This is a genomic window from Daejeonella sp. JGW-45 (assembly GCF_029360805.1).
In the GTDB taxonomy this organism is placed as follows: domain Bacteria; phylum Bacteroidota; class Bacteroidia; order Sphingobacteriales; family Sphingobacteriaceae; genus Daejeonella.
Genome location: NZ_JARKNC010000001.1, coordinates 233,104 through 255,653, shown reverse-complemented (window position 1 = coordinate 255,653; position 22,550 = coordinate 233,104). Strand labels below are relative to the sequence as shown.

The following is a 22,550-nucleotide window of genomic DNA, read 5'->3' as shown; positions in this document are numbered from 1 at the left end:
TGTTTTTTAATATCAATATATTCCTTAGTGTGAACGCTGATTTGCTAAAGAAAATATTATGTGAAATTTATGTTTGAGTAGAGTCTAATTCAAACATACAATCTTCCAAATAATCATTAATACTCTTTGCTGGTTTTTTTAACGTCTTGATCTTACTGAAAGGATAGTTGTCTTTTAGCACGAAAACGTTTTCTAGCTCAAGCCACTTACTTTTTTTTGTAAAGGAAAGATACGGAGGTTGATTGTTTCTGCTCTCGCAGAGTTTGTCTATGAATGATTTAAATTCTGTTGGATTACCCAACCAAATTATTCTATGAGTTGATCCACTGGACTCTAAAAAATTCCTAAATTCCGCCAATGAGCAATTTACCAAAGCGTAGTCTGTTAACTTTCGGAGAAACCTTGTCACAGCTGTACTATAAATTGGAAGCCTAAATTTATACCCGAGTTTACCAGGGCTGCTATTTAGCTTTCCAAATTTTTGTAAGTAGGTAGTGAGGGTATTCAGAGAATCAACAATGATGTCCGAATACCCGTGATTCTCTTTTGAAACGTCATTAATTAATCCAGAAACTTCAACTTGAACGTTTTTGGCAAAAACTTTCTTTGTTCTATTGTCCTTGTCTAAGTTGAGAAATTCAATTAAGTCAATCTCTTTTCTTACTTCCTGCTTCAAAACGTTATACAAATGAGATTTTAGTGAATCAAAGTGTTCGACCCTTTTGTTTTTATAAATAATTTCGACTTCAAATCCTTGTTTCTTCTCATCCCACCTGTAATTGTAATGTTCAGCAGCTTCTTTTAATTCATAATCTTGTTTCAATGCATATTGAAGCTGATTTCTGAAAAAATATACAACACTATTCAGTGTATCAGGAAGATCGTCTCCCCCTTTACTAAATATGAATTGCCGAAGTCTTTTTAATGGGTAAAGCTCATGCATTACTGAAATTATAAAAAAATCCTATTGCTAAATAACTTTTCAGAAATCTTATTATTCATATCATCAACAACACCCGATTCAAAAGAATCAAGATAAATGCCGGTAATTCGGTTACCATACTCATGTCCCATAGCCTCGGCAATTAATTCATTGGAATACCCCATCTTTTTAGCTGTGGTAGCCCAGGAATGTCTGGCAACATAAGTAGTCAATGGACTTTTGAGTCCAATATCCTCTCCAAGACGCTTTAAATATTTATTGGCAGTCTTGATCCACTGATGGATCGTCTTCTTAGCTTCTAAACTGTCTTCAGTCACATTAGGAGAGAGAATGCAAAGTAGATAGGCACAATTACCTTTATTGTAATAGTTAAATATGGATTGCGCTTGAGGGGTAAGTTTTATATCGTACTTTTTGTGTGTCTTTCTTCTGTTAAACATCAATCTACCTTTAATAATATTAGTGAGCTTCAAATAAGCCAAATCTGTGAAGGAAATACCCATTAGGCAGAAACTTAGCATAAAATAATTTCTGGAGTGCCATAAGGGAGTATTTGGCTTCAGATCTAATTTCAATATTGCCTCTATTTCTTCTAAGCCAATTGCTCTCTTTGGTGTTCGTTCTTGCTTAATAGGTATGTCAAGAAAAGGATATGAAGATCTGTCAACCAATTTAGCTTTTATCGCTTTATTATAAATGGCTTTGATAGTCCTAAAATAATTGCTCACTGTATTCTGTTTCACACCACTTAAAAGCAGATGCTTCCTGAAACCATCCAATAAATTGTAATCTATATCCTGAAAGAATAGGCTTGTCCCTGCATAACCAGTTAACCTCTTTGCTGCTGTTTGATATACAAGAGCATTACCACTTTTATTTAGCTCAATCATATCCTGTATCAATTTGCTACTGAATTCTAGAAAAGTCACAGGTGTGGCTTCTTTAGTACTAACAGGCCTATCTGACAGAAATTGCTTCAATGATTCAAAAGAAAATTTATCTTCCTCCTGAAGCTTTAAAATAGCCTTCTGTACCTTTAAATAATACTCTCCTAAGGATTTATTCAGTAACTGAAAGTTAGAGTGCTTACTATTGATCCTCTGTGAAATTTTGTCCCAATGCTCTTTGTTGATTCTTATCCCGGTAGTTAGAGTAGTGTTATTTTTCCCATGAGTGATTCTGACGACTATGGGATAAAGACCATGTGCAGTTGCACGTTTCTCATTTAAAATTAAGGTGTAATAAACCATAATGAAAGTATTATGGCTATCTGAAGTAATAGTTTTTACTATTTATTTACTATTAAAAGAAGATTAGAGCAGTTGGTTCTGAGTCTACTAAAACAAAAACCCCTCAGAACTTAATCCGAAGGGTTTCATTTCCGTGGGAGATACTGGGTTCGAACCAGTGACCCCCTGCTTGTAAGGCAGGTGCTCTGAACCAGCTGAGCTAATCTCCCGCTTTGGGACTGCAAATATAGGAGTAGAGAGGGTTAATGCAAAATTAATTTGAAATTAGTGTTTAAGAACCTTTAATTAAGGTATTTGCAGCTATACAGCAGTCGTTATTCTCATCTTTATTCTATGAGATTGTTGTACAATGGGTATAGGATTCATCTCAACTTACTGATGTGGATAGTGCAATTATAGTACATAGGTAGTACCGTCAGGTGACCATAACAACTAAATTATGGTCCATTATAAGCTGATTCTTAATGATAAGAGAGAATCGAAAGAGCAAGTTTATTCGGTTGTCGTGCGAATAACCTTTAACAAGAACAATACGACATTAAGTACTGGTATAAGAGTTAAACGAGAACATTGGGATGCAAACACCCAAAAGGTGCTAAAAGCTCATCCTAATTTTCAGGTCTTAAATAAAACGATTTCTGAGTTCTACTTAAAGATTCAGAAGTTTATACACCAGTTGGACGAAAATGAGGAGTTCTCGTTTGCAGCTTTAAAAGAGAGGCTTGATGAAAAGGCTAAGCCTTATAAAATAAATACCAATATCACATTCAATGAATATTCAACCCAGATCATCACTGAGTTATTCGCAATTAACAAAGTTGGAAATGCACTGGTTTATCAAACAGCTTCAAACAGACTGATTGGTTTTGCAAAAGACAGGAAGCTAAAGTTCAAAGAGATTGACTACACGTTCCTTGAAAGCTTCCAACGTCATCTCATTAGCAAAGGTGTTAAACAAAATTCCGTTAGCAACTATCTCAGGACCATCCGTGCAATATATAATCGAGCTATAAAGGCAAAGATCATAGATCGGTCTTTTTATCCTTTTACTGAAGTTCCAATTAAGTCTGAACGAACGGCTAAGCGAGCCGTACTGGCTAATGACCTTGCAAAGATTCTAAAACTTGATCTAAAAGAGAATACACGAGAATGGCACGCAAGGAACTATTTCTTCCTAAGTTTCTCATTAATAGGCATTTCATTTACTGACTTGGCCTACCTTAAAACATCTAATATTATCAAAGGCCGGATCGTATATAGGCGACGAAAGACCAGAAAAGAATACAGTATTAAAATTACATCGATAGCTCAACGGATTATAAAGAATTACGATGGAAGGAATGAGAAATATCTTCTGCCTATCCTACCTGCTTCTATTATCGAAGATTCGTTACCTGCGAATCAAAAAATACATCAGTGGATTAAAACTACGAATAAATGGATGAAAGAGTTGGCGAACGCCTGTGATCTACCAGAGACGCTTACAACATATGTTGCTCGTCATACATGGGCGACAACGGCAAAGCGCCTAGGGTATTCAAATGAATTGATTGCTGAGGCGATGGGGCATGAATACGGTAACAAGATCACTAACATCTATCTGGACAACTTCGAACAATCTGTAATAGATGAATTGAATGAGAGGGTAAATGAAGTAATCTGCAAACCTGTTTAAAAAAAAGCCTCGGTATTTCTACCGAGGCTCGCTTTGAATTGTCGTTAATTGTTGGCTTTGAGACAGAAAACTTTCTCGTAACCAATCAGATCTCCTACAGATCCGTCTTCGCGCTCCTCGTAGACTTCCTTGTATAAGAATAATTTGAAAAAGTCAGTTAATGAAGACGATTTGATACGCTTCACGTAAGGCGGCAGATCGAGACCTGCTCTAACCTCACTGACTATGGATACGATTGTCTCTACTGAGAGTATATCGTATCTTTCAAACTCTTCTACCAAAGCTGTATAATAGTCACCCATTACCCCTTTGGCTTTGCTTACCACTATCGCCTTGTCGTAAACTTTCGGATACGAATTTTCTCCTCTTGGTTTTAGCAAGGGTACTAAAATAGAAGCATCCTCCCGAAAAATATGGGATAATGCGTAGACGCGCTCAATTTGAGTAGCGGTAAGTTTACCGGAAGTGTCACTAATGACACTGATTTTATTATTGATCATATTAAAAAATTTAAACCCATTGGACATCCAATAGAAATCGTAGATCTAAACTTTCAATACCCGTTTCAATCCCTGACCCATTATTCTGAATCAAGATTAACAACAATGTCAAAGAACAGTACTCCAATAGGAGCGTAAATAACTCACTCAACGTTCAAAAAATTTGAACGAAGTTGCATTCGCTTATTAGGTTAATTTGCTGAGGTCCTGAACTAGGACTTGGAGGGTGGATGAAAATCCTGCCAGCTTGCCTGCCCTTCGGTACAAAATTAGATAAAAGACTAAAAAATTCAAAAAGAAAATGATCGCGGATGCAATAATCTAATTAACTTCCTAATTGTCAGCTATTTAATTTTTGATTTCAGTTATTTTGCGTATATTTGCATAAGCATTTCGGAAGGAACACCTTCATTTTTTCATGGAAATTAAGATCAGTTTTCGGACTGATCTTTTTTATTGCTCATAGCTGTCCAAAAATATGAGATGTGAATAGATTCACCTCAGCTATTCGATCGATTAGCATACCCAGATTCACTTTTTCAATACGATTACACATGAAAAATGCTAAAAGAAACTGTAAGGATCACCTTACCTATTGCTTCATGGTTCAGCCATGCCCTACCAGATCAATTTAATGACTTCGGTCTCATACCCGATAATTCAAACGTAGATAAAAACAAAACCGGCTTCGGAATTACTTTTGCAGAGATGATGGCTAAACGCCACAGCTTGTTACCTCTGCCATACGTGCCTATAATTGAAGGTAAAGCTTCAATGGAATATGGTGATAATACTATCATAGCCGTTACAGCAGGTGTTACGACTGAAGATGTTGAAGCCTTCCTTAGAAAAGATGATGGCACATTCAAGAAAATCCTTGTTACTCCTGAAGGATTTCATAAAGTTATCACCGCAGGATTGACCCTTGGTGGCAGTTGGTTGTATAAAAACTTCTTCTGTTACATCGATGAAATGCATGCATATGCAATCGATATGTTTCGTGGCGACGCCTTCCTTACACCCTTGAGATATGCCGAAAAGTTTGCCAAGTATAATAACCTGGCGTTTGGATCTGCAACACCGTATCCATATAGCAATCCTTTATTTAAGAAATTGGCTAACTATGCTGTGAGCTTCACAGAGAAATTTGGTAAGATATCCATAATGCCTCATGACGATCCAAAGACTGTACTACATCATTTACTTACCCATCTGGAAAAGTTCCAAGGCCGAGTGTTCATAATGTATAATTCTGTGACTGCTATAGCAGAAGCTGCGGAAAGAGCAGGATTAACGGATTTCAGCATTTTTTGCAGAGACGATGAGAAGAACATGACCAACTTAGGTGACTTGGCTCCACATTTTAAAAGTGAGGTAAATAAAGAAACCATTAAGAGGGTTAATTTCTTTACTTGTAGATACTACGAAGGGTTTGACATCGAAGGCAAAATTACAGATAGTATAATACTAGTAACCGATACAAGTGTACCTCATTCACTGGTCGGTATCGATTACCGAGGCAAACAAGCCATAGGCAGGTTACGGTTGGACCTCGGAGAAAAACCAAATCAGATCATTCATATTACAAACACATTAAAAGAACCATGTATGCTAAAACCAGAATCCGTTTTAAAGGAACTAACAATATCAGCTGAATATGACATCAAACGATATAATGAACGTGTTCAAGATGGCATACCTGATGGCTTTGACATGATTTCTTATATCAAGAAATTCAGTGATATCGAGAAAGGGGTAGCAGAGCTTAATACCTACAAGATTGATCAACATGTTTACGCTAACACATTTAAAAGGCACTATAATACCATTGAAGATATTAAGTTATGCTGGGAGAGCTGCAACTATGATACAGAATTAATTTATTATTCCTTACCGAAGCTGAAGACCTCTTGGCGATCAAAAAGCTCAATTTACAAGCAAGTAATTGACATATATGAAGCCTACAACGCCGCACCTGACACCTATCACTATGGAACGGCACAACGAGAGATAATTAAATTAAAGACATTCTATGCAGACCTATTTCATGCATATCACATACTTGGGAGGGAGATGCTTGAAGAATTAAATTATGAACCAGAAGCAATGAAGGCAGCATTAGTTACAATAAGCAACAGCAACCAGGAAGCAAAGAAAAGATCACTGATAGATCAACGCTTCGAATTGAGAGATTACACCAAGAAAGAGATTAAAACTATATTACAAGTAATATATGACGAACTGGAACTTAAGAAACCGGATGGATCAAGGTTGATTGCATTCGCGACAGATCTTGATGATCTAAAGATGTTTGAGTTGAAAATTCACAAACCAACGAACGATCAAGGCAAGAGAAAAGAAGTCATCAAGATAGCTAGGAGGTTGTATTCTATTTTAAAAGTCGCATAATAACCTGTCCTAAAATATGGGATATCACCTCTACTATAGTGAAATATAAGTTCATCTCGAAAAAAAAGGACAAGTGATAGAACCTGCGATTTCGCAGGTTTTCTTGTTTAAAGTGAGTTTCTGGTTGCTTATGTTGCAAAAACGTACTTTTTGCACTCTTTTGAGCAAAAGCATTCGTTTGACTGATAAGTGGGTCAAGTTTACCAGTTACTTTAAAAGCCTAAACTTTTAAAGTAATAACGCAAGGATGATCTCAACGATCACCTCTAACTAGCTTCATAGCCATCTCCATTATGTTTTCTGATCGATCTGAACTGTTAATTGTAGCCTTCACCTCTTCAAGCTTGTCCGGGAGCAGAGATTTCAAGTTGTCTGAAATACAAATGGCCCTAATCAAAGTTCGCTCATTATCAATCTCCTCTGGTTTTACGGTGATATAGCCTTTCATTTGAAGTGACTTGAGCTGAGTATTAATAGTCTTGTAACTCTCGCCAGACGCAGTTTCTAACTCTGTGATCGTTAAATGAGTCTTATAGTCCTCGTTCAAATATTCAAAAAGCGTAATCAACATACTCCTTTCATGCATTGTCAGATCTGGGATTTCCAGTATGGCGTATGGTATCTTCTGCATACAGTCTGATTCAGGAAACTTATACGCATGATAATGTCTGCTTTTGCCAACCTTCCAAATCTCAAGCATTTTTGCAGCATCCAGACGCTTCACAGAAGCTGAAACAGTTTTATCTGATACACCTGCTCTCTTCGCTATCGCTTTATAACTTGGGTAACAGTATTTATCTTTTGTGTTGTAAAACGACCTGATGGATAAGTAAATTAGCTGATCTTTGTAATTGAGTTCAAGCTCAGACATGTTGTTAAAACGTGGCTTCAATATGAAGCGACTCTTATTGTTCAATGAATTTAAAAATGTAGTGTAAAAAAGTGGGTATATCTGCATTTAGCTGAATAGCTAAGTGTCTGATGGTGAACATAAAGATACAAAATTTACCTCATTTTTCCTAGCGTTCCTTCTGTTAAGCACAATTCGGATGAAGGTAGGATCTCCCTTTGACAAACTATCCACGTCTGAATTTTCTGAGCAACCCAAACTTTGCGGAAACTATGCACTTTACACATAGTGAACCGCGAAAAAAAAATATATAAAATTTTTTTAGGCCTCCAATCCAAAGACACCCCCGGTGGTTTCAGTTTTTGGCCTTTTTTCCTACAAAAAAATGCTCAGAGACTTTTAAGCGCATATACCGGTCCGATATTGACCTCCTGACCTTCTTTCGTGAAAAGACTTAATATATCTGTGTTTTTTACTGGGACGTTGTCTGCAAAACGCAAAATCTCTCTTTGATAGGAAATATTCTTTTCCAGTCATAAAACTTCTATGACTAGTGCTTCAAACCCATTCCTCGGATACTTCCCCATCTATTTACGTAGCACTTCACCTATTATTTTATAAGCAACAACTCTTTTCAGTGCTCTGAAACACAGCTATTATCTCTTTCGATCAAAAAATTAATCCGTTTCACTCATTTCAAACTTAAAAAATCATGAATCAAACAACTCAAGAAAACACAGCAACAACTAACCCAGAGTTAGATGCAAGAAATCAGGCAGTAGAAAAAGCTTATTTCGAAATCATTAAACACACATCAGTGCTGCTTCAACCCTTCGAAAGCGTTAAGTACAGAAAGATGATCAATGTTAACCATTCTGAATCTGGAAAAGGCAATAGCCTCATTAACGAGACATTGACGTTCTTCTGGAACATCACTCTCACACGCAATAAGCAAAATTACGTGATGGTTTATTTTACAGCTGACGCTGAATCTATCACCAAGTTCGGACAACGTTTAGCAAACCGTGCTATCAGACAGGTTTTCAAGTGCACAGCACAAGAGAAGAATAAGCCATTGATAGAGGATTGCGTGAGACTCAACAACCCTGGCAAGGTTCAAGATTATTTTCTTTCTCGACTTGCTAACGGTGACAATCTTTTTACCACTATCTCAGAGATCGATTTTAAATCAGCTAACTAACTAAATGAGAACTCACTCCGGTGGGTTCTTTTGACTAATTCAACTTTTAAAGTAAATGGGTAAAGAATTATTACCAAAATCTTGGTTTGAACCTATGGTAACAACCAAGTTCACTTACCATGGTGTTCTCCGGAAGAACTTCTTAAGAGCAAAATCGTCAGGTAATCCTAATGTGCGGATGGATGTAGAGATTGGTGAGAACTTATATCATAGGTATCTGGATATTATCAAAAAACTAATTTCAGACCTTCCAGAAGAGACATTAATATACGAACGCAATTGCAAAGGAGACAAGTCAGACTTAGAATCAATCTGGCAATTCGCCACACCGACATTCATGTTCAATCACATTTGCGATATGAAAGAGCGGAATTTGATAGAGTATTGCTTCCATATCTGTCCCCTTGAAGATGTCATAATGAAAAGGATTCTAAATGAAGGGTTCAGGCCCTACTTTAAAGAAGCTAGTAAGAAGAATTATCCAGCATATTACCATTTCATGCTCAAGGAATATCCGAATTGCGTTTATAAACTTTAACTAATCAGAATATCTAACTAATTTTAGAGAGACAAAATAGAAAGAACGAAACAGAAAGTATTGAAATAAATATCTAATTAAAATATAAGCGTTAAGCTTTATTTGTTCTACTTCAGGAATCGGCAAAATTCAAAAAATAGGTAAGAATAAATGAGTTCAACGTCCACGCGCCAAGCGTAGGACGAAGACTTATTTGTTACCCTGTGGGCTTTTTGCCGAGCCTCTGAAGTGCAGATTTAGTTAAGTCCTGCGCTTATCGTGTTTATAAACCAACCGACGAAGGACTATTCGGTTCCTCAATTTAATTAATGAAACATTACCGTACACTGATTCTAATGGCCTTTTTATGCCTTTCGTTTCCATCCAAAAGTAGCGCTCAGACCTTTCAAGCCTATTTACAAGTTAACTTTAAATGGAATGGAGATAAATTTGTTCGAAGTAATCAACAAGTGACAAGTACAACCCTTTCATTTGTTAAGAGCCAATTAACCATTGATAGTTATCGCTACACTATAACAAATCGAATTTCAAATACAAGTGGAGACTATTATGTGGCCACTTATAACGATGACCCTTCTGATAAAATTTCGGTAGTACTGTCATTAACTACCGAAGCAAATGGTAAAAAGTTAAAAATAGCGACAGTTGAGAAGGCGAAAGACTTCAAGATTGTCTATTACATCAAATAGATGATGTTGTTCACTGCTTAGCGATTTTACACATGAAGAAAGGCATTATTCTATTTGTTACTGTATTAGCTATTACTCTTTCAGCTTGCAATTCTAAAGACGGCACTTATATCGTTTATCGCGTGGAGGCGGACCACGAAATATTTTACGATGAACCAAGAACAGGGCGAGACAAAGAGGCTCAGCAACAGTTAGAGCGATACATGATAGGCAAACGATTCAAGATCGAGTTTGAAGACAAATTCGCATTATTAAAATCGGTGAAAAAGTCAGAAGATATCTTGCTGACAAAGACTGATATAGATTATAGTCGTATCATTCAAATCGATAATGATAGGTTTAAGCTTAGACTAAAAAAGAGTTCGACTGGTGACTTGTTGTTATCGGTTGATCTTGACTCCGATCGTTGGCCAGAATTGATTCCAGTGCAACGTGGCGGGACTGTTAGTCGCGGACCAAGTTCTGCCAGAGCAGTTTGTTATCTTAATTTAGAATAACCATCAGGGTAGCTAATCACTACCTTTTTTAAATTTCTATTATGGTTTATAATCCAATAACTCATCAACTATTTGCAGATGATGGATCATTTATAAAGACTCTACATTGCCCTTTAAATAAGCAATGGGAGGATCTAAATTCAACTATTACTTTAAAAGCTAGACTCTGTGATTCCTGCAATAAGCAAATTTACGATAGCGCACTTTTAAAAGAAAATGAACTGATTAACTTGATTAAGAACGATCCACACACTTGTATCAAAATTGACTTAAACCAAGAAAACATTTATTTAACACACCAAACGTATGTCGAACAATAACGAATCCAATCTCCGGGTCATTAAAACGGCTCGGAGTAAAGAAGCGATAAACCAAGCTGCTAAAGAAGGTTACTGGCCATTAGTCAAACCAGTCATTCCATCACCTGAAATTAAAACCAAATATGCGGTAATACAACATTCTGAAACTGGAGAAATCGAAATATCTGCTGATTTCAGGTTTGATTCAATGGCCTTCGGCGAGAAAGGTAACAAGGTAATCGATTTCACCTTTTACTATCCTTATCACTTCGAGAATCCTTATGCTGCATATTTGATTCCAAAAGATCTAAAGATTAACGAGAAAGTGTTTCTTGAAGATCTGATTGAAGATATCGTTGGATCAACTTGGAATCAAGGTGACAGTTACAGGCTTGCAAGCTCAGAGGCGGTTTGGGATGGAACGAATTTTAAGATACTCGAAAACGAAAAGGTTGACTTCATAGGGTAGGTAGAGGCTTCATCCTGTGATGAAGCCTTCCTATCGATCAAACTTCAACGTCTACCTCAATTGAGACATTCCTTTTAGTAAGATTATTCTTCTTAATCAAGTAACTGAGCACTTTTGTGAAGTTATTCAGTTCTCTAGACTCCAAATGTTCTAAGTCCTTATTTGAGCCAATTTCTCCTGATGGTAAATAGAGTTTTAAACATTCACCAATTGTGTTTAGCGTATTTGGAATATCAGATACGTGTATTTCGAGAGGATGCTTTGAATCTTGTTCTGGTGGATCTACCTTGAAATGGAATGGATAGCCACGACGATTGCCAACTTCGGCATCAACGTATGTGGTTGCTTTTAACAAGGAGTTACTTTTATTATAAGCTACAGCGAAATCATCGACACCAGAATCATCTAAATTTTTAGGAATAACAATGGTTATTTTAAAACTTTTGACCCTGACATTTTTGCCGTCAACTATTATTGAATGGTTCTTTTCAACCTCTTCACATACTTTTCTGATAAATCCATTGAAGTAACCGATCGCTAAAGCAGTAGAAGGTAAAAGACCAAGTTCACTAACCTTTTGTGATTTTGCAATCTCATCTTTAATCCCTTCAACTACAATTTCTAAGGAGTTATGCTTGCCTTTTTCAAGAGTAAATTCAGCAAGATTAATTCCATGGAGATCAGAAGGTAAATCTGTTCCTTTTTCGACTAATAAAAAGCATTTATTTAAACCGGTGAATCCTACAAATAATCCAAACTCGAGGATTACATTATCTCGAGGTTTCATAACAATGTCAGTTCGTTTCTCAGCAAGATCATCTTTTGTAGCAATCAAAATCGCATAGTCGGCTAATCGCGTCTGCTTCATCAGAGAATCCAATGCACTTTTATTGGAAGCAAATGCTTTAGTCCACTTAATGCAGTGTGCAACATCGCCAATTAGTGCTGCAACATTGTTCAATAGAGGGATCTGCTCAGCTGAAGACCCTATAAATAATCTATGTTGTATCATATCGCTGAGTTTAAATCATAGTAAATAGATTCTATTTCTATCAACAAGGTTTTTAAGCTCTCTAGTTTATCAGGTTTGTTTCTAAAAATATATTCACTCTCATCCACTGATTGGAGTGAATCCGATATTATTTGACTAGAACATAGGCTCCTTATTTGCTGATAAATTATATAAACCAATTCGTAATAAGCCAAACCAGAATACTTTTCTTTTGCGATATCATATGTTATTGCATTGAATTCGAAGCTATTTAGGTCAATGCCAAGCGATGATTTTGCTTTAACATTTTTAAGGAACCTGATCATTTTTTTTAACCTACCGCCTGTCTCACTGCTCTTAGCATTAATCCGTTCGATGCTTAAGAAAGGATAATCAGGTGTACCGACTGTATTTTTGTCTTTATGGTAAATTTGAATACCGCGATATCCACCTTTGCCATTAACAATTGATCTTATATCATCATACCAATTTGCTATAACTATATCAACATCTCTTTTAAGATTTGTATTTGTAATCTTTATAGACTTCGGTTTCCTTTTCTCAATTACTGAGTATACATCAGTCAGAATAGCTTCACTGTCATATCGAAGCTTTGCTAAATCCGCTTCTGATCCAGAATAATAAGGACGACCTTGTTCAAGCGCTAATCTTTCAATCTGCGAGGGATAGTACTTGTTTTGTATATTGTTGTCACTCAAAATTGTGTTTACTTCAAATATTGAGCGGCTGTAAAACTTATCGGATATAGCTAACAAGTCGATATCACTCGTGCCTTTAATGTGCGTGTTAGTCATCACTGAGCCTTGATATTCAAATGTGACGTTTTTTAGGCCACCGGCAACCAAGTGGTCCTTCACATATTCACCAGCTAGTTTACTTTTTTGTGTGTAGGTCGGGTTCACGCCGTTCATCGCTATCCTTACATAGTATAGAACGTCGCTATAGCTTACACTTGAAAGCTCATCCGCAATAGACTTTTCTAAGATCAGGTTGTCAGGGTTTTGTCTAGCATAGACCTCGTCTGCTAGGCTTCGATATCTGTTAGCTGCCAATTGCCACCTCCATCTTCACAGGATTAACAATTCTATTAACATCTTTTCGTGATGATAATACTTCCCATCGAAAATGGGGCAAGAAAAAGTTTGTGTTTAAACTTACCATAGTTTGAAGTTTAATAAATAAATACCTTCTTGATATCTCAATTAGGATTAATTTTCTAAGTTTCTGGCAGGAGTAGAAGCCTATGGCTATGGAGTTTGAAGAAGATTTAACTTCTGTAGGAGTAAATGAGAAAATAATTTCTAAGTCGAAACTTTTTCTACCTTTGCGCCGTAAAAACAATTGCTACATTGCTTTAGATAACTCTATAGCTTTAAAGAAAGATAGTCCTTATGGATCCCACTCCATAAGGCCTTCAACTTAAAACCATTTACTGAACATCACAGTTTGTGCCAATTTCTTTAGCAAAAATTGAACTAACATTGAGATGGGTTCAAAAACTATTGTTTCAAACCTTTTAAGAATATTATCTCTAAACGTAAAGTTTTATCCGATTTATCAACAATTGCCATTGTGTCAGTTAATTATTACATCTTCTAAATGCCTCATGACAAATTGCTGACATTTATGTCATAGAGGTTAATGTTTTCAATCCCAACCCTCAGCCCACCCTCTAATTGCGGCTTAACGAGGGATAAGCTGAGCTTTGGTCTTTCATTTATAAGTTTATATTGTTTCAGTACATTCTATAAAGCCAGTGCCGCAATAGCCCTGCCGCACCATCCAAAAGCAGGAAGATCGGAACTCACAGCTACTAAGCCGGCAATGCTCACGCCAGACCACGCTTCTCATTAGTGCTTCGCGACAAATGTATGCGCTATGCTCCCATGCTGTTGTCTTGGTTTGGCAACCAGGACAAATCCCTTCAAGCAGTCTGTCATTCTCTTTGCATCCGGCAAGCGACGCAGTTCGTAGAAGCTCCTAAACCTTTTAAAATAAATACTTCGTGATTTATTCAAAATGTTCTTGCTTCTCTAGCTTGAGCGACCTGCGGATTCGCAACCACTTCACAACTGTCATACCTTTTGAATCCCTAAACACATATCACTGGCCAAAAGCTCCGCCATTTGCTTGTGTAAACATACTAAGGACCGCACTACGTGCTCTTCTCCTTAGATGGTTGCTCAGTCGCGTGGTGGTCGCGAAATTAGACGAAAAAAAAGCGGTGTAGATCTATTTTGATTTCTATCAGAATATCAGATAGAAATTTTTTGTTTAAGTTAATTTACGTTAAGTTTAAATCTCCTGAATGCTAAATGATAAGTATGAAAACAGACTATGACCGTGTAAATGAGTGTAATAACTGGAAAGGATGGATATTAATTTTCTCAACGATTATTACCATTGCTCTAACTATTAATGAACAGTACAATGGAGCCAGTGAGAGTATAATTATTAAGGATTATTTAGATTTAATTATCGGACTTAACTCAATTTTAGTATTAATTTACATAGTTTTAGATTTAAGGGCGGACCATTTATACAATAAAGCTGAGAAACTAAGACGACTCCAGTATATTGACAATTCTTTCAATACAGGGTTTGCTGGGCATAGCGCCTCTAATTATTTTTCTCAAGATAATTTAATCCCAGGGTTCTATAAACTTACGGTGAACTGTTTCGAAAATACATTTCATACATATCATATAGTCAAGTTAATGCAGAAGTCGATTTACAGAAATGCCCTACTTGTTCTATTAGTCTTCATGTTTTCTGCAGTAGTTGGAAATAAAGGCGCAGTACGCATGATAATAGAGGCAATTCTACCTTTAGCTCTCGTTCAAAATACGATCAGAACCATTATTGTTGTCGGAAGACTTGAAACGTTATTGGACAGTTTCAAAGCACTATTTACAACATTAATTGGAACAACTTTCGCATCTCGTGAGCCAGAAGCTATAAAACAAGTAATTGACTACGAAACAACCTTAGCATGGGCCTCGTTGCCATTGGACTCTAAACTTTTTCAAGTTAGCCAAACACAACTTGCAACAGAGTGGGATGCATTGAAATCTCAATATAGTATCATTTAATATGAGTTTAAACAGTCATTTACTAGCAACAGCAGGCAATCTAATAATTACACAATCCGAGCGAAGCGTAATCGATAACCACATAATGGCGTTAAATGTAAAGCTTATATGGTACTTCGATTCAGGTGTAGTTAAAGAGAAATTTACCTTCGGCTCATTTAAAAGAAAGACACTAATGCCTAGAAGGGCAGATTCTCGTTCCGATGTTGACTACATGATTGTTTTCGCAGACGATAGTAAGCAACCTTCAACATATTTAAATTATCTTAAGGATTTTGCACTGGCGAAATATACAAGCTCTGAAATTTATCAATCCCATCCAACCATTGTTTTAGAATTATCGAAAATTAAAATTGAACTCGTTCCAGCCATTCTTTCATCTTGGGATTCCTACCAGATTCCAGCTGCGTTAAACGATTATTCTACATGGCAAACCACTCACCCAAACGCATTTAACAATCAACTAAGCAACAAGAATTCTAATGACAAAGGATTAATAAGACCTTTGATTCGCGTTATGAAATACTGGAATGCGTTGAATGGATGGGTTTATAGCTCTTATGAATTGGAAAATATGATTGTCAATCATTACTATATTTTCTGTAACGACCTGTTTGACTATTTTAAAAGTTTTGTATCATCAGCAGGCACTTATGGTTTGTCACAAACTAAAAAGGACAAAGTTGATAGATTAAAACGGATTGTAAATGACGCTACAAAATTGAACTCCGATGGCTTTCCGACAGCCGCGGAAAATAAGCTTAAAGAAGCAATTCCACCCTACTAGACACTAATTTATTGAGAAGCCCCAGGATTGTCTCGAAATTTAGCACTAAAAAAATTAATGCCACGAAAACTAGTCACCGCTAGTTTCATCGTTATATTAAATTGTATGAATGTCTTCGGGTTCCATAGAATGTCAGTAAATCATTGAGGCAAATGAGTATCGAACGTGTTTAGTCAATACCCCATCCTTATGCTCAAATTCAAAGCGCAAGGTATAAGGCTCAATCTCACACGATATAGCATTGAATACACAAGGTTCAATTGCACGAAGGAGCTTTACACAATAATCTTCAACATCTGGTGCAACAAACTTGGCGTAGTAGCGATAAGATAAACGATTCAGAAATACCAGGACTACTTTGTCATTCTTCTTAACATACATTTCAAATAAAAACTTGCCAGGAGGGACAGCTCTGCCTAAGGATCGCTGTACCTTAGCCCAAGCAGCTAAGTCCCTTGTAAGTGCAATCCCAAACTCTACCTGTTCCCTTATTGACATTCTGTAAATTTACTAACAATATTAGTAAATTAGCAGCGCATTTTATTTAAATTCTATGGTCGGTAGGTAGGCTTGTAAGATAATAGCACAAAAAATGGAAGACGTAATCTAAAACAATGTTAGCACCTAGATGCAAACATTCACCTATCTTTACTAATGACACGACACAGCTAAATACATGAGATAATAAGTATGGCAAGAAACGCAACAAACAAATTACTCCATAACGCTAAAAAATCAAAAAGTGATGAATTCTATACCCAGTACAGAGATATCCAGAAGGAAGTAGAAGCGTATTTAGAATATAACTCAGGTGTCTTCAGTGGAAAAGTAGTCTACTGCAACTGTGATGATCCATTTGAAAGCAATTTCTTCCGTTACTTCGTCTTAAACTTTAAGCGAATTGGCTTGAAGCAACTTATCACCACCAGCTATAAACCTTCGCCCATTGCCAATACGCAATTGCAATTGTTTGTCAATGATAAAGCAACTTCGAAAGCAAAAGGTCGTGCAAAGATAACTGCAAATAAATTTATTATTAATGAAGTTGGTGATATGGATGGTGATGGTGAATTTAGCTTGAAAGATGTTGCACTACAGTTAAAAAATAATAAGAATAACGAATGGACAGCGTTAAAAAGTGATGGCGACTTTCGTAGTGACGAATCAATCACTTTGTTACAACAAGCAGACATAGTAGTAACCAATCCCCCTTTTAGCTTGTTTCGAGATTATATAAAACAACTTGTTGACTTTAATAAAACTTTCTTGATAATCGCAAACATAAATGCGATAACCTATAAAGAAGTATTTCCATTAATTAAGGATAATAAAATCTGGCTCGGGACTGGTATGGGACGATGGATTTCAGGCTTTATAGTACCTGAAACCTACGAGCTTTATGGTACAGAGGCTCGAATTGATGATGATGGAAAACGTATTGTTGCCACTAACAACTGTCTTTGGTTTACGAATATAGATCATGGTAAGCGTCATCAACCACTACCACTGATGACGATGAGGGATAATATCAAGTTCAGCTCGCACAAAGATGTAAAAGGTAAAGAGTACAAAAAATATGATAACTTCGATGCTATTGAAGTACCTTATACTGATGCTATTCCAAGTGATTATGCTGGCGTAATGGGAGTACCGATAACTTTTCTAGATAAATACAATCCTGACCAATTTGAGATAATTGGTTGCTCATATGACTATGGAAGACCGGTCGATTGGGATAAGAGTATTCAAATGTCCGTTTCAATTGAAGGTGTCAATGTATATAAACGCCTACTAATAAAACATAAAAAGTAACGCAGAGTTTATGAAAACGACATTAAGAACAGACATTACAGTTAAAGAAATCTGCGAAGGTTTTATCTATAACGAGCTGGAAGGTAAAGGCCTTTTCGGCCTCTCTGGAACGTTAACTATTCAGCCGGAATACCAACGCAACTACATTTATGCAGATGGTAAAAAAGATGTCGCAGTAATTCATTCTTTACTGCAGGGCTATCCGTTAGGGTTGATATATTTCGTTAAAGTTAAGGCGGATGAGTTTGAGGTTTTAGACGGCCAACAACGGATAACGAGCATTGGTAGGTATGTGTCAAACAAATTTCCATACATTGACGAAAATGATAGAGAGCAATACTTTGATGGAATTGCAGCAGACAAAAGAGCGAAAATATTAAACACAACACTCACCATTTATGAATGCGAAGGAGACGAAAGTGAAATAAAAAACTGGTTTCGTACAATTAATACAGCAGGTGTTCCACTAAATGACCAGGAGTTGAATAATGCGATTTTTTCTGGACCCTTTGTAACCCTGGCGAAAGCTGAATTTAGTAACAGTCAGAATGCAAACATACAGAAATGGAGTGCTTATATAAAAGGCAGCGTAAACCGTCAGGCATTTTTAGAGAGAGCTTTGGACTGGGTTAGTAAAGGCAATATCGTCGATTACATGAGCAGTCACCGCTATGACAAAAGCATAAATCACTTAAAAACTTATTTTACCAGTGTTATAGACTGGGTTTCGGCAGTGTTTAACGACGTTGAAAGCGAGATGTGCGGAATTGAGTGGGGACGACTTTATGAAACCTACTTCAAAACCGCTTATGATCCAAAGAAGGTTTCGCAACAAGTCCAAGAGTTGTACAGTGACCCATATGTGAAGAATCGCAGAGGCATATTTGAATATATCCTCGGTGGTTCAACAGATGCTAAATTGCTTGAGGTAAGAGTTTTTGACGAAGCAACAAAGAAATCACAATACAAAGCTCAGACAGCTAAAGCGGAAATCAAAGGTGAGTCAAATTGCCCTCATTGTGTTATTGGGCATGATGCCAACAAGAATAAAATATGGACGCTCGCAGAAATGGACGCAGACCATGTAGCAGCTTGGAGTAAAGGCGGAGCAACAAGTGTTAAAAACTGTGAAATGCTTTGTAAAACTCATAATCGAGCAAAAGGAAATAAATAGGTATAATAGCTTAAAATTCAAAAGAGATAGAAAAATGTTAGTTGAATTTAACATTGCAGATAAAATAATCAGTCTATCTGTAATCAAAAAAGAAGGTACTGAAACTTGTTATCAGTTGATTGACGATGAGAAGAGAATTTGGATGGAACTAGAGTTGGTTGGCCAAAACCTTGTTGTTTTACTCCAAGATTCAAGAATTATAGATGACACTGACACTATTGAGAACAAGCTTGATAATGTTCTGTATGATATCATAGAAATTGAAAAATCAGGTGCAGATACGTTCAATGAAACAGAAACTACTGATATCAATCCTTATGACCCCGATAAAATTAAAGTCAGGTCCGACAAAATCGCTGTATCCATTTTAAGTAAAATGATAGACAATGAGAGTATTGATTTAAGCCCTGATTTTCAGAGAAATTTAGTTTGGAATAGTTTCCAAAAGTCTAGGTTGATCGAGTCAATTCTACTACGTATCCCATTACCCATGTTCTATTTCTCTGAAGATAACGAAGGTAATCTTTCTGTTGTCGATGGCCTCCAGCGTATTTCAACCATTAAAGAGTTTATGGATAATAATTTTCCATTAAAAAACTTACAATACTTGAACGATACTTGCGAGGGACGATACTATGAGACAAGAGGAAATAAAAAAGGTCTTGACACCAAATACTTAAAATGGTTTGATTTAACCTCTATTTCTGCTAATATTATCGATCCATCTTCGCCTCCAAAAGTAAAGTATGATATTTTTCGAAGAATAAACACCGGTGGAAGACCTTTAAATAATCAGGAAATCCGTAATTGTTTGATGGGTAAAGGACTCAGAGAATCTTTGAAATCAATGGCAGCCTTAGGAGAGTTTAAATCTGCTACTGATAAAAGTATAAAAAGCGTCCGGATGGAAGATCAAGAAATCGCTTTACGATTTTTATACTTTTACGAGATTTATGATTATAGCAATAGCATTGAAGACTATAATGGCTATATGGATCTCGTATTAGACGAATACACTGATAAAAACATTAAAAACCCCCAACAGTATTTTGATAGCTATGTAAGAAAATTTTCGAATTCCATGAAAAACGCTGAATATCTTATCGGCAGCCGGTATGCCTTTAGGAAAATACAAAATAAGGATATTCAACCTAGTTCATACAAGCAACTGATTAACAAAGCACTATTTGTGTGCTGTTCAGTTTTATTAGCTGATTACGATAATGTCAGAGTGAAAGACAAAAATATTGCAAACTCTTTAGCAAAACCTATTGCTGATAAAATAGAGGAAGATAATCAATTACTTTACTACCTCTCATACGGTACAAATGGGAAGGCCAATTTGGTCTATACATTTAATGTTTTAAGAGACTTATTTAAAAATCATTTGGAATACTAATGTTAAAACTGACTTTAAAAAACTTCAAATGTTTTTACGACATTGAAATTGAACTTAATGATCTAACTGTTTTTGCAGGTAGCAACGGAAACGGTAAAAGCACTGCTATACAATCTTTACTACTTCTAAGAAGAACAGTAGAGCATTGTAGTGAATGGAAATCGACAAAGTTCGCGTACACTTCAATTAATAACTTAAATGTCGAACTAAATGATGTATACTGTCTAGGCTTAGGAAGCAGCCTAAATGTGTTACCGTCAGAGTTTACGGAAACGGATATTGAATTAGGCCTTTCTGAAAAGGAGCAATCACTAGTAGTAAAGTACTCCACAAATAATTTAAATGAACTTTGGATCACGCCTAAAGAACTATTGGAAAACAGCTTCCAATATCCGAATAACCCACTGATGTTCCAACAGTTTTACTATTTGAATGCTGAAAGAATTGGACCGCGAATAAATCAAGCCATTAGATTCTATGATTATCCGAATGTTGGATATCAAGGTGAGTTCACAGCTCAGATGATTGCTGATGTGGATTCCCTAGAAATTGAAAGTAAGTTCAAATTGGATGTTGACAGAGTATTAGATGACCCAGATTATTTGAAGGGTAACAAATTCCAGCATCATATAAATGCCTGGCTCAGTTACATTATCGATGGCGTTACAATGATTCCGGTAAAAGACAGTGAGACTCATACTGCCAGACTAACTGTTGAAAACTCGTATTCAAAGGGTAATGCGATATTTCCTACTAACACTGGCTTCGGAATTAGTTATTCGATTCCCATAATTGTCTCGTGTTTACTAGCGGAAAAAGGCAGAATTTTAATTGTCGAAAATCCCGAAGCACATCTGCACCCGTCGGCACAATCTAAGATGGGTTATTTTCTAGGTGTGATGGCGAATGCGGGTGTCAAAATTCTAGTGGAGAGCCACAGCGATCATATTATTAACGGCATTCAAATCGCAGTTGCTAAAAAGGCGATCATTAATAATAAAGTGACTATAAATTATTTCTACCGAGAAAAAAAGACGGATCAGGAATTGAAAGAAGATAAAATTCTCGGAGTTAAACAACAGCCTAAGATCAAAGCGATTCAAATCAATGATAAAGGCGAGTTGACCGAGTGGCCCAAGGGATTTTTTGATCAAACTCAAATAGACTATGTAGAACTGTTGAATCTAAAAAAGAAATGAGCAAGTTCTTTCTAAATAGTCAATCTCTCAATACACCTGATTTTGATAGCTTCAAGTATGGGGCTTTAGAATTAATGCAAATTGAAAAGAAGCAGGAGCATACATTTTATCGAAATAATTCCTGTTTCGAAGTAGCTCATTTTGAGAAGGATATTTTTCCAAACCTAGGAGATATCGACATCTTTAACATTTATAATTTTTTTGCTAAGCTAAGTCCTTGTGAAATTGAAGTCGATAGCGAAATAAAAGCAAATGAATTTTGTTTAAGTGAGGTTAACGGATTTCTTGGAGTAGATTTTGGGAACCAAATAATAAAACCACATAAAAAAATTATTGATGTGGGAACATACTCGAGTTGGATATCGTATTATCAAACCAACTTCGAAAAACTAATTTTGTTCATTGGAGAAGCTATAACAACGAAAAATTTTGAAAAGACTTATCAGTCACTTGCTAAGGATGTTCAAAATTCAATTTACGAAGAATTCAACAAGGCTGCTAACCGGCATTTAGCTACACGGTTTTATCCAGACACGAAAATTATTAAGGATGTAAGTATCTCAAATAAGTGTACGGTCTTGGAACTAAGGGTTTACCATCCGGTTGCCTTAAGGGTTTACTTCAATGAAATTAACGGTTTAGTTTACTTAGCATCAATTGAGCAAAAGTCAAATCCTAATCAAAATGAGGATATTCAAAAGGCAGAAAAGCTTTTAGGATTAATTAATAAGCAGTCGTAGACTATATCAAAGCAT

The 22,550-nt window shown here is 36.2% G+C and carries 21 protein-coding genes and 1 tRNA gene; 14 read left to right on the top strand and 8 right to left on the bottom strand.

Features of this window, described 5'->3' with window-relative positions; translation table 11 throughout:
- Positions 1–67: 67 nt before the first annotated feature.
- The 3 genes from P2W76_RS01175 to P2W76_RS01165 form a co-directional block, all read right to left on the bottom strand.
- Positions 68–943: a hypothetical protein gene (locus P2W76_RS01175; RefSeq protein WP_276345628.1), complete on the bottom strand. Its 876-nt coding sequence runs from the start codon at positions 941–943 to the stop codon at positions 68–70.
- An 8-nt stretch (positions 944–951) separates the two neighbouring features.
- A complete protein-coding gene (locus P2W76_RS01170) occupies positions 952–2,193 on the bottom strand; it encodes a site-specific integrase (RefSeq protein ID WP_276345627.1) in 1,242 nt (413 codons plus the stop codon).
- A 134-nt stretch (positions 2,194–2,327) separates the two neighbouring features.
- Positions 2,328–2,402, bottom strand: a tRNA-Val gene (locus tag P2W76_RS01165).
- A gap of 230 nt (positions 2,403–2,632) precedes the next feature.
- On the opposite strand from P2W76_RS01165, the gene P2W76_RS01160 reads away from it, so the two are divergent.
- Positions 2,633–3,868 (top strand): site-specific integrase, encoded by a 1,236-nt coding sequence (locus P2W76_RS01160; RefSeq protein WP_276345626.1) that lies wholly within the window; start codon positions 2,633–2,635, stop codon positions 3,866–3,868.
- Positions 3,869–3,912: 44 nt separating this feature from the next.
- On the opposite strand, the gene P2W76_RS01155 is transcribed toward P2W76_RS01160, so the two are convergent.
- On the bottom strand, positions 3,913–4,368 hold the full coding sequence (locus P2W76_RS01155; protein ID WP_276345625.1) for a hypothetical protein: 456 nt from the start codon (positions 4,366–4,368) through the stop codon (positions 3,913–3,915).
- 561 nt (positions 4,369–4,929) lie between these two features.
- Between P2W76_RS01155 and P2W76_RS01150 the strand changes: the two genes are divergently transcribed.
- Positions 4,930–6,777: a hypothetical protein gene (locus P2W76_RS01150; protein WP_276345624.1), complete on the top strand. Its 1,848-nt coding sequence runs from the start codon at positions 4,930–4,932 to the stop codon at positions 6,775–6,777.
- 253 nt (positions 6,778–7,030) lie between these two features.
- On the opposite strand, the gene P2W76_RS01145 is transcribed toward P2W76_RS01150, so the two are convergent.
- Positions 7,031–7,648: a helix-turn-helix domain-containing protein gene (locus P2W76_RS01145; protein WP_276345623.1), complete on the bottom strand. Its 618-nt coding sequence runs from the start codon at positions 7,646–7,648 to the stop codon at positions 7,031–7,033.
- A gap of 691 nt (positions 7,649–8,339) precedes the next feature.
- Here P2W76_RS01145 and P2W76_RS01140 point away from each other — a divergent pair.
- The 5 genes from P2W76_RS01140 (at position 8,340) to P2W76_RS01120 (ending at position 11,320) form a co-directional block, all read left to right on the top strand.
- Positions 8,340–8,828, top strand: coding sequence for a hypothetical protein (locus P2W76_RS01140; protein WP_276345622.1), 489 nt, complete (start codon positions 8,340–8,342; stop codon positions 8,826–8,828).
- Positions 8,829–8,883: 55 nt separating this feature from the next.
- Positions 8,884–9,366 (top strand): hypothetical protein, encoded by a 483-nt coding sequence (locus P2W76_RS01135; RefSeq protein WP_276345621.1) that lies wholly within the window; start codon positions 8,884–8,886, stop codon positions 9,364–9,366.
- A gap of 308 nt (positions 9,367–9,674) precedes the next feature.
- Positions 9,675–10,055, top strand: coding sequence for a hypothetical protein (locus tag P2W76_RS01130; RefSeq protein ID WP_276345620.1), 381 nt, complete (start codon positions 9,675–9,677; stop codon positions 10,053–10,055).
- 32 nt (positions 10,056–10,087) lie between these two features.
- Positions 10,088–10,552, top strand: coding sequence for a hypothetical protein (locus P2W76_RS01125; RefSeq protein ID WP_276345619.1), 465 nt, complete (start codon positions 10,088–10,090; stop codon positions 10,550–10,552).
- A 306-nt stretch (positions 10,553–10,858) separates the two neighbouring features.
- Positions 10,859–11,320, top strand: a complete 462-nt coding sequence (locus tag P2W76_RS01120; RefSeq protein WP_276345618.1) for a hypothetical protein — start codon at positions 10,859–10,861, stop codon at positions 11,318–11,320.
- 37 nt (positions 11,321–11,357) lie between these two features.
- Here P2W76_RS01120 and P2W76_RS01115 read toward each other — a convergent pair whose 3' ends face one another.
- A complete protein-coding gene (locus P2W76_RS01115; protein WP_276345617.1) occupies positions 11,358–12,332 on the bottom strand; it encodes an STING domain-containing protein in 975 nt (324 codons plus the stop codon).
- Complete coding sequence (locus tag P2W76_RS01110) at positions 12,329–13,384, bottom strand: nucleotidyltransferase domain-containing protein (protein WP_276345616.1); 1,056 nt, start codon at positions 13,382–13,384, stop codon at positions 12,329–12,331. Before P2W76_RS01110 ends, P2W76_RS01115 begins: the two co-directional genes overlap by 4 nt.
- A 1,272-nt stretch (positions 13,385–14,656) precedes the next feature.
- On the opposite strand from P2W76_RS01110, the gene P2W76_RS01105 reads away from it, so the two are divergent.
- Together P2W76_RS01105 and P2W76_RS01100 are read left to right on the top strand one after the other, a co-directional pair.
- Positions 14,657–15,424, top strand: coding sequence for a hypothetical protein (locus P2W76_RS01105; RefSeq protein ID WP_276345615.1), 768 nt, complete (start codon positions 14,657–14,659; stop codon positions 15,422–15,424).
- Between the two features lies 1 nt (position 15,425).
- Positions 15,426–16,211 carry a hypothetical protein gene (locus tag P2W76_RS01100; RefSeq protein WP_276345614.1) on the top strand — a complete coding sequence of 262 codons (786 nt, stop codon included), beginning with the start codon at positions 15,426–15,428 and terminating at the stop codon, positions 16,209–16,211.
- A 132-nt stretch (positions 16,212–16,343) separates the two neighbouring features.
- Here P2W76_RS01100 and P2W76_RS01095 read toward each other — a convergent pair whose 3' ends face one another.
- Entirely contained in the window at positions 16,344–16,709 is a 366-nt protein-coding gene (locus P2W76_RS01095; RefSeq protein WP_276345613.1) for a hypothetical protein, read from the bottom strand.
- A 192-nt stretch (positions 16,710–16,901) separates the two neighbouring features.
- Between P2W76_RS01095 and P2W76_RS01090 the strand changes: the two genes are divergently transcribed.
- Genes P2W76_RS01090 through P2W76_RS01070 form a run of 5 tightly spaced genes read left to right on the top strand, consistent with a single transcriptional unit; the run spans position 16,902 to position 22,535 of the window.
- Positions 16,902–18,023: an adenine-specific methyltransferase EcoRI family protein gene (locus tag P2W76_RS01090; RefSeq protein ID WP_276345612.1), complete on the top strand. Its 1,122-nt coding sequence runs from the start codon at positions 16,902–16,904 to the stop codon at positions 18,021–18,023.
- Between the two features lie 10 nt (positions 18,024–18,033).
- Positions 18,034–19,197: a DUF262 domain-containing protein gene (locus tag P2W76_RS01085; protein ID WP_276345611.1), complete on the top strand. Its 1,164-nt coding sequence runs from the start codon at positions 18,034–18,036 to the stop codon at positions 19,195–19,197.
- 34 nt (positions 19,198–19,231) lie between these two features.
- Positions 19,232–20,596: a DUF262 domain-containing protein gene (locus tag P2W76_RS01080; protein ID WP_276345610.1), complete on the top strand. Its 1,365-nt coding sequence runs from the start codon at positions 19,232–19,234 to the stop codon at positions 20,594–20,596.
- Positions 20,596–21,795: a DUF3696 domain-containing protein gene (locus P2W76_RS01075; protein ID WP_276345609.1), complete on the top strand. Its 1,200-nt coding sequence runs from the start codon at positions 20,596–20,598 to the stop codon at positions 21,793–21,795. The genes P2W76_RS01080 and P2W76_RS01075 overlap by 1 nt, the downstream gene beginning before the upstream one ends.
- Positions 21,792–22,535 carry a hypothetical protein gene (locus P2W76_RS01070; RefSeq protein ID WP_276345608.1) on the top strand — a complete coding sequence of 248 codons (744 nt, stop codon included), beginning with the start codon at positions 21,792–21,794 and terminating at the stop codon, positions 22,533–22,535. Before P2W76_RS01075 ends, P2W76_RS01070 begins: the two co-directional genes overlap by 4 nt.
- The last annotated feature ends 15 nt before the right edge of the window (positions 22,536–22,550 follow it).

Coding starts and splice junctions, on each gene's coding strand:
- P2W76_RS01105 (WP_276345615.1), top strand. CDS start 14,657: ATGAAAACAGACTATGACCGTGTAAATGAGTGTAATAACTGGAAAGGA.
- P2W76_RS01075 (WP_276345609.1), top strand. CDS start 20,596: ATGTTAAAACTGACTTTAAAAAACTTCAAATGTTTTTACGACATTGAA.
- P2W76_RS01150 (WP_276345624.1), top strand. CDS start 4,930: ATGCTAAAAGAAACTGTAAGGATCACCTTACCTATTGCTTCATGGTTC.
- P2W76_RS01130 (WP_276345620.1), top strand. CDS start 9,675: ATGAAACATTACCGTACACTGATTCTAATGGCCTTTTTATGCCTTTCG.
- P2W76_RS01070 (WP_276345608.1), top strand. CDS start 21,792: ATGAGCAAGTTCTTTCTAAATAGTCAATCTCTCAATACACCTGATTTT.
- P2W76_RS01080 (WP_276345610.1), top strand. CDS start 19,232: ATGTTAGTTGAATTTAACATTGCAGATAAAATAATCAGTCTATCTGTA.
- P2W76_RS01160 (WP_276345626.1), top strand. CDS start 2,633: ATGGTCCATTATAAGCTGATTCTTAATGATAAGAGAGAATCGAAAGAG.
- P2W76_RS01140 (WP_276345622.1), top strand. CDS start 8,340: ATGAATCAAACAACTCAAGAAAACACAGCAACAACTAACCCAGAGTTA.
- P2W76_RS01125 (WP_276345619.1), top strand. CDS start 10,088: ATGAAGAAAGGCATTATTCTATTTGTTACTGTATTAGCTATTACTCTT.
- P2W76_RS01085 (WP_276345611.1), top strand. CDS start 18,034: ATGAAAACGACATTAAGAACAGACATTACAGTTAAAGAAATCTGCGAA.
- P2W76_RS01175 (WP_276345628.1), bottom strand. CDS start 943: ATGCATGAGCTTTACCCATTAAAAAGACTTCGGCAATTCATATTTAGT.
- P2W76_RS01135 (WP_276345621.1), top strand. CDS start 8,884: ATGGGTAAAGAATTATTACCAAAATCTTGGTTTGAACCTATGGTAACA.
- P2W76_RS01115 (WP_276345617.1), bottom strand. CDS start 12,332: ATGATACAACATAGATTATTTATAGGGTCTTCAGCTGAGCAGATCCCT.
- P2W76_RS01170 (WP_276345627.1), bottom strand. CDS start 2,193: ATGGTTTATTACACCTTAATTTTAAATGAGAAACGTGCAACTGCACAT.
- P2W76_RS01090 (WP_276345612.1), top strand. CDS start 16,902: ATGGCAAGAAACGCAACAAACAAATTACTCCATAACGCTAAAAAATCA.
- P2W76_RS01155 (WP_276345625.1), bottom strand. CDS start 4,368: ATGATCAATAATAAAATCAGTGTCATTAGTGACACTTCCGGTAAACTT.
- P2W76_RS01120 (WP_276345618.1), top strand. CDS start 10,859: ATGTCGAACAATAACGAATCCAATCTCCGGGTCATTAAAACGGCTCGG.
- P2W76_RS01095 (WP_276345613.1), bottom strand. CDS start 16,709: ATGTCAATAAGGGAACAGGTAGAGTTTGGGATTGCACTTACAAGGGAC.
- P2W76_RS01100 (WP_276345614.1), top strand. CDS start 15,426: ATGAGTTTAAACAGTCATTTACTAGCAACAGCAGGCAATCTAATAATT.
- P2W76_RS01145 (WP_276345623.1), bottom strand. CDS start 7,648: ATGTCTGAGCTTGAACTCAATTACAAAGATCAGCTAATTTACTTATCC.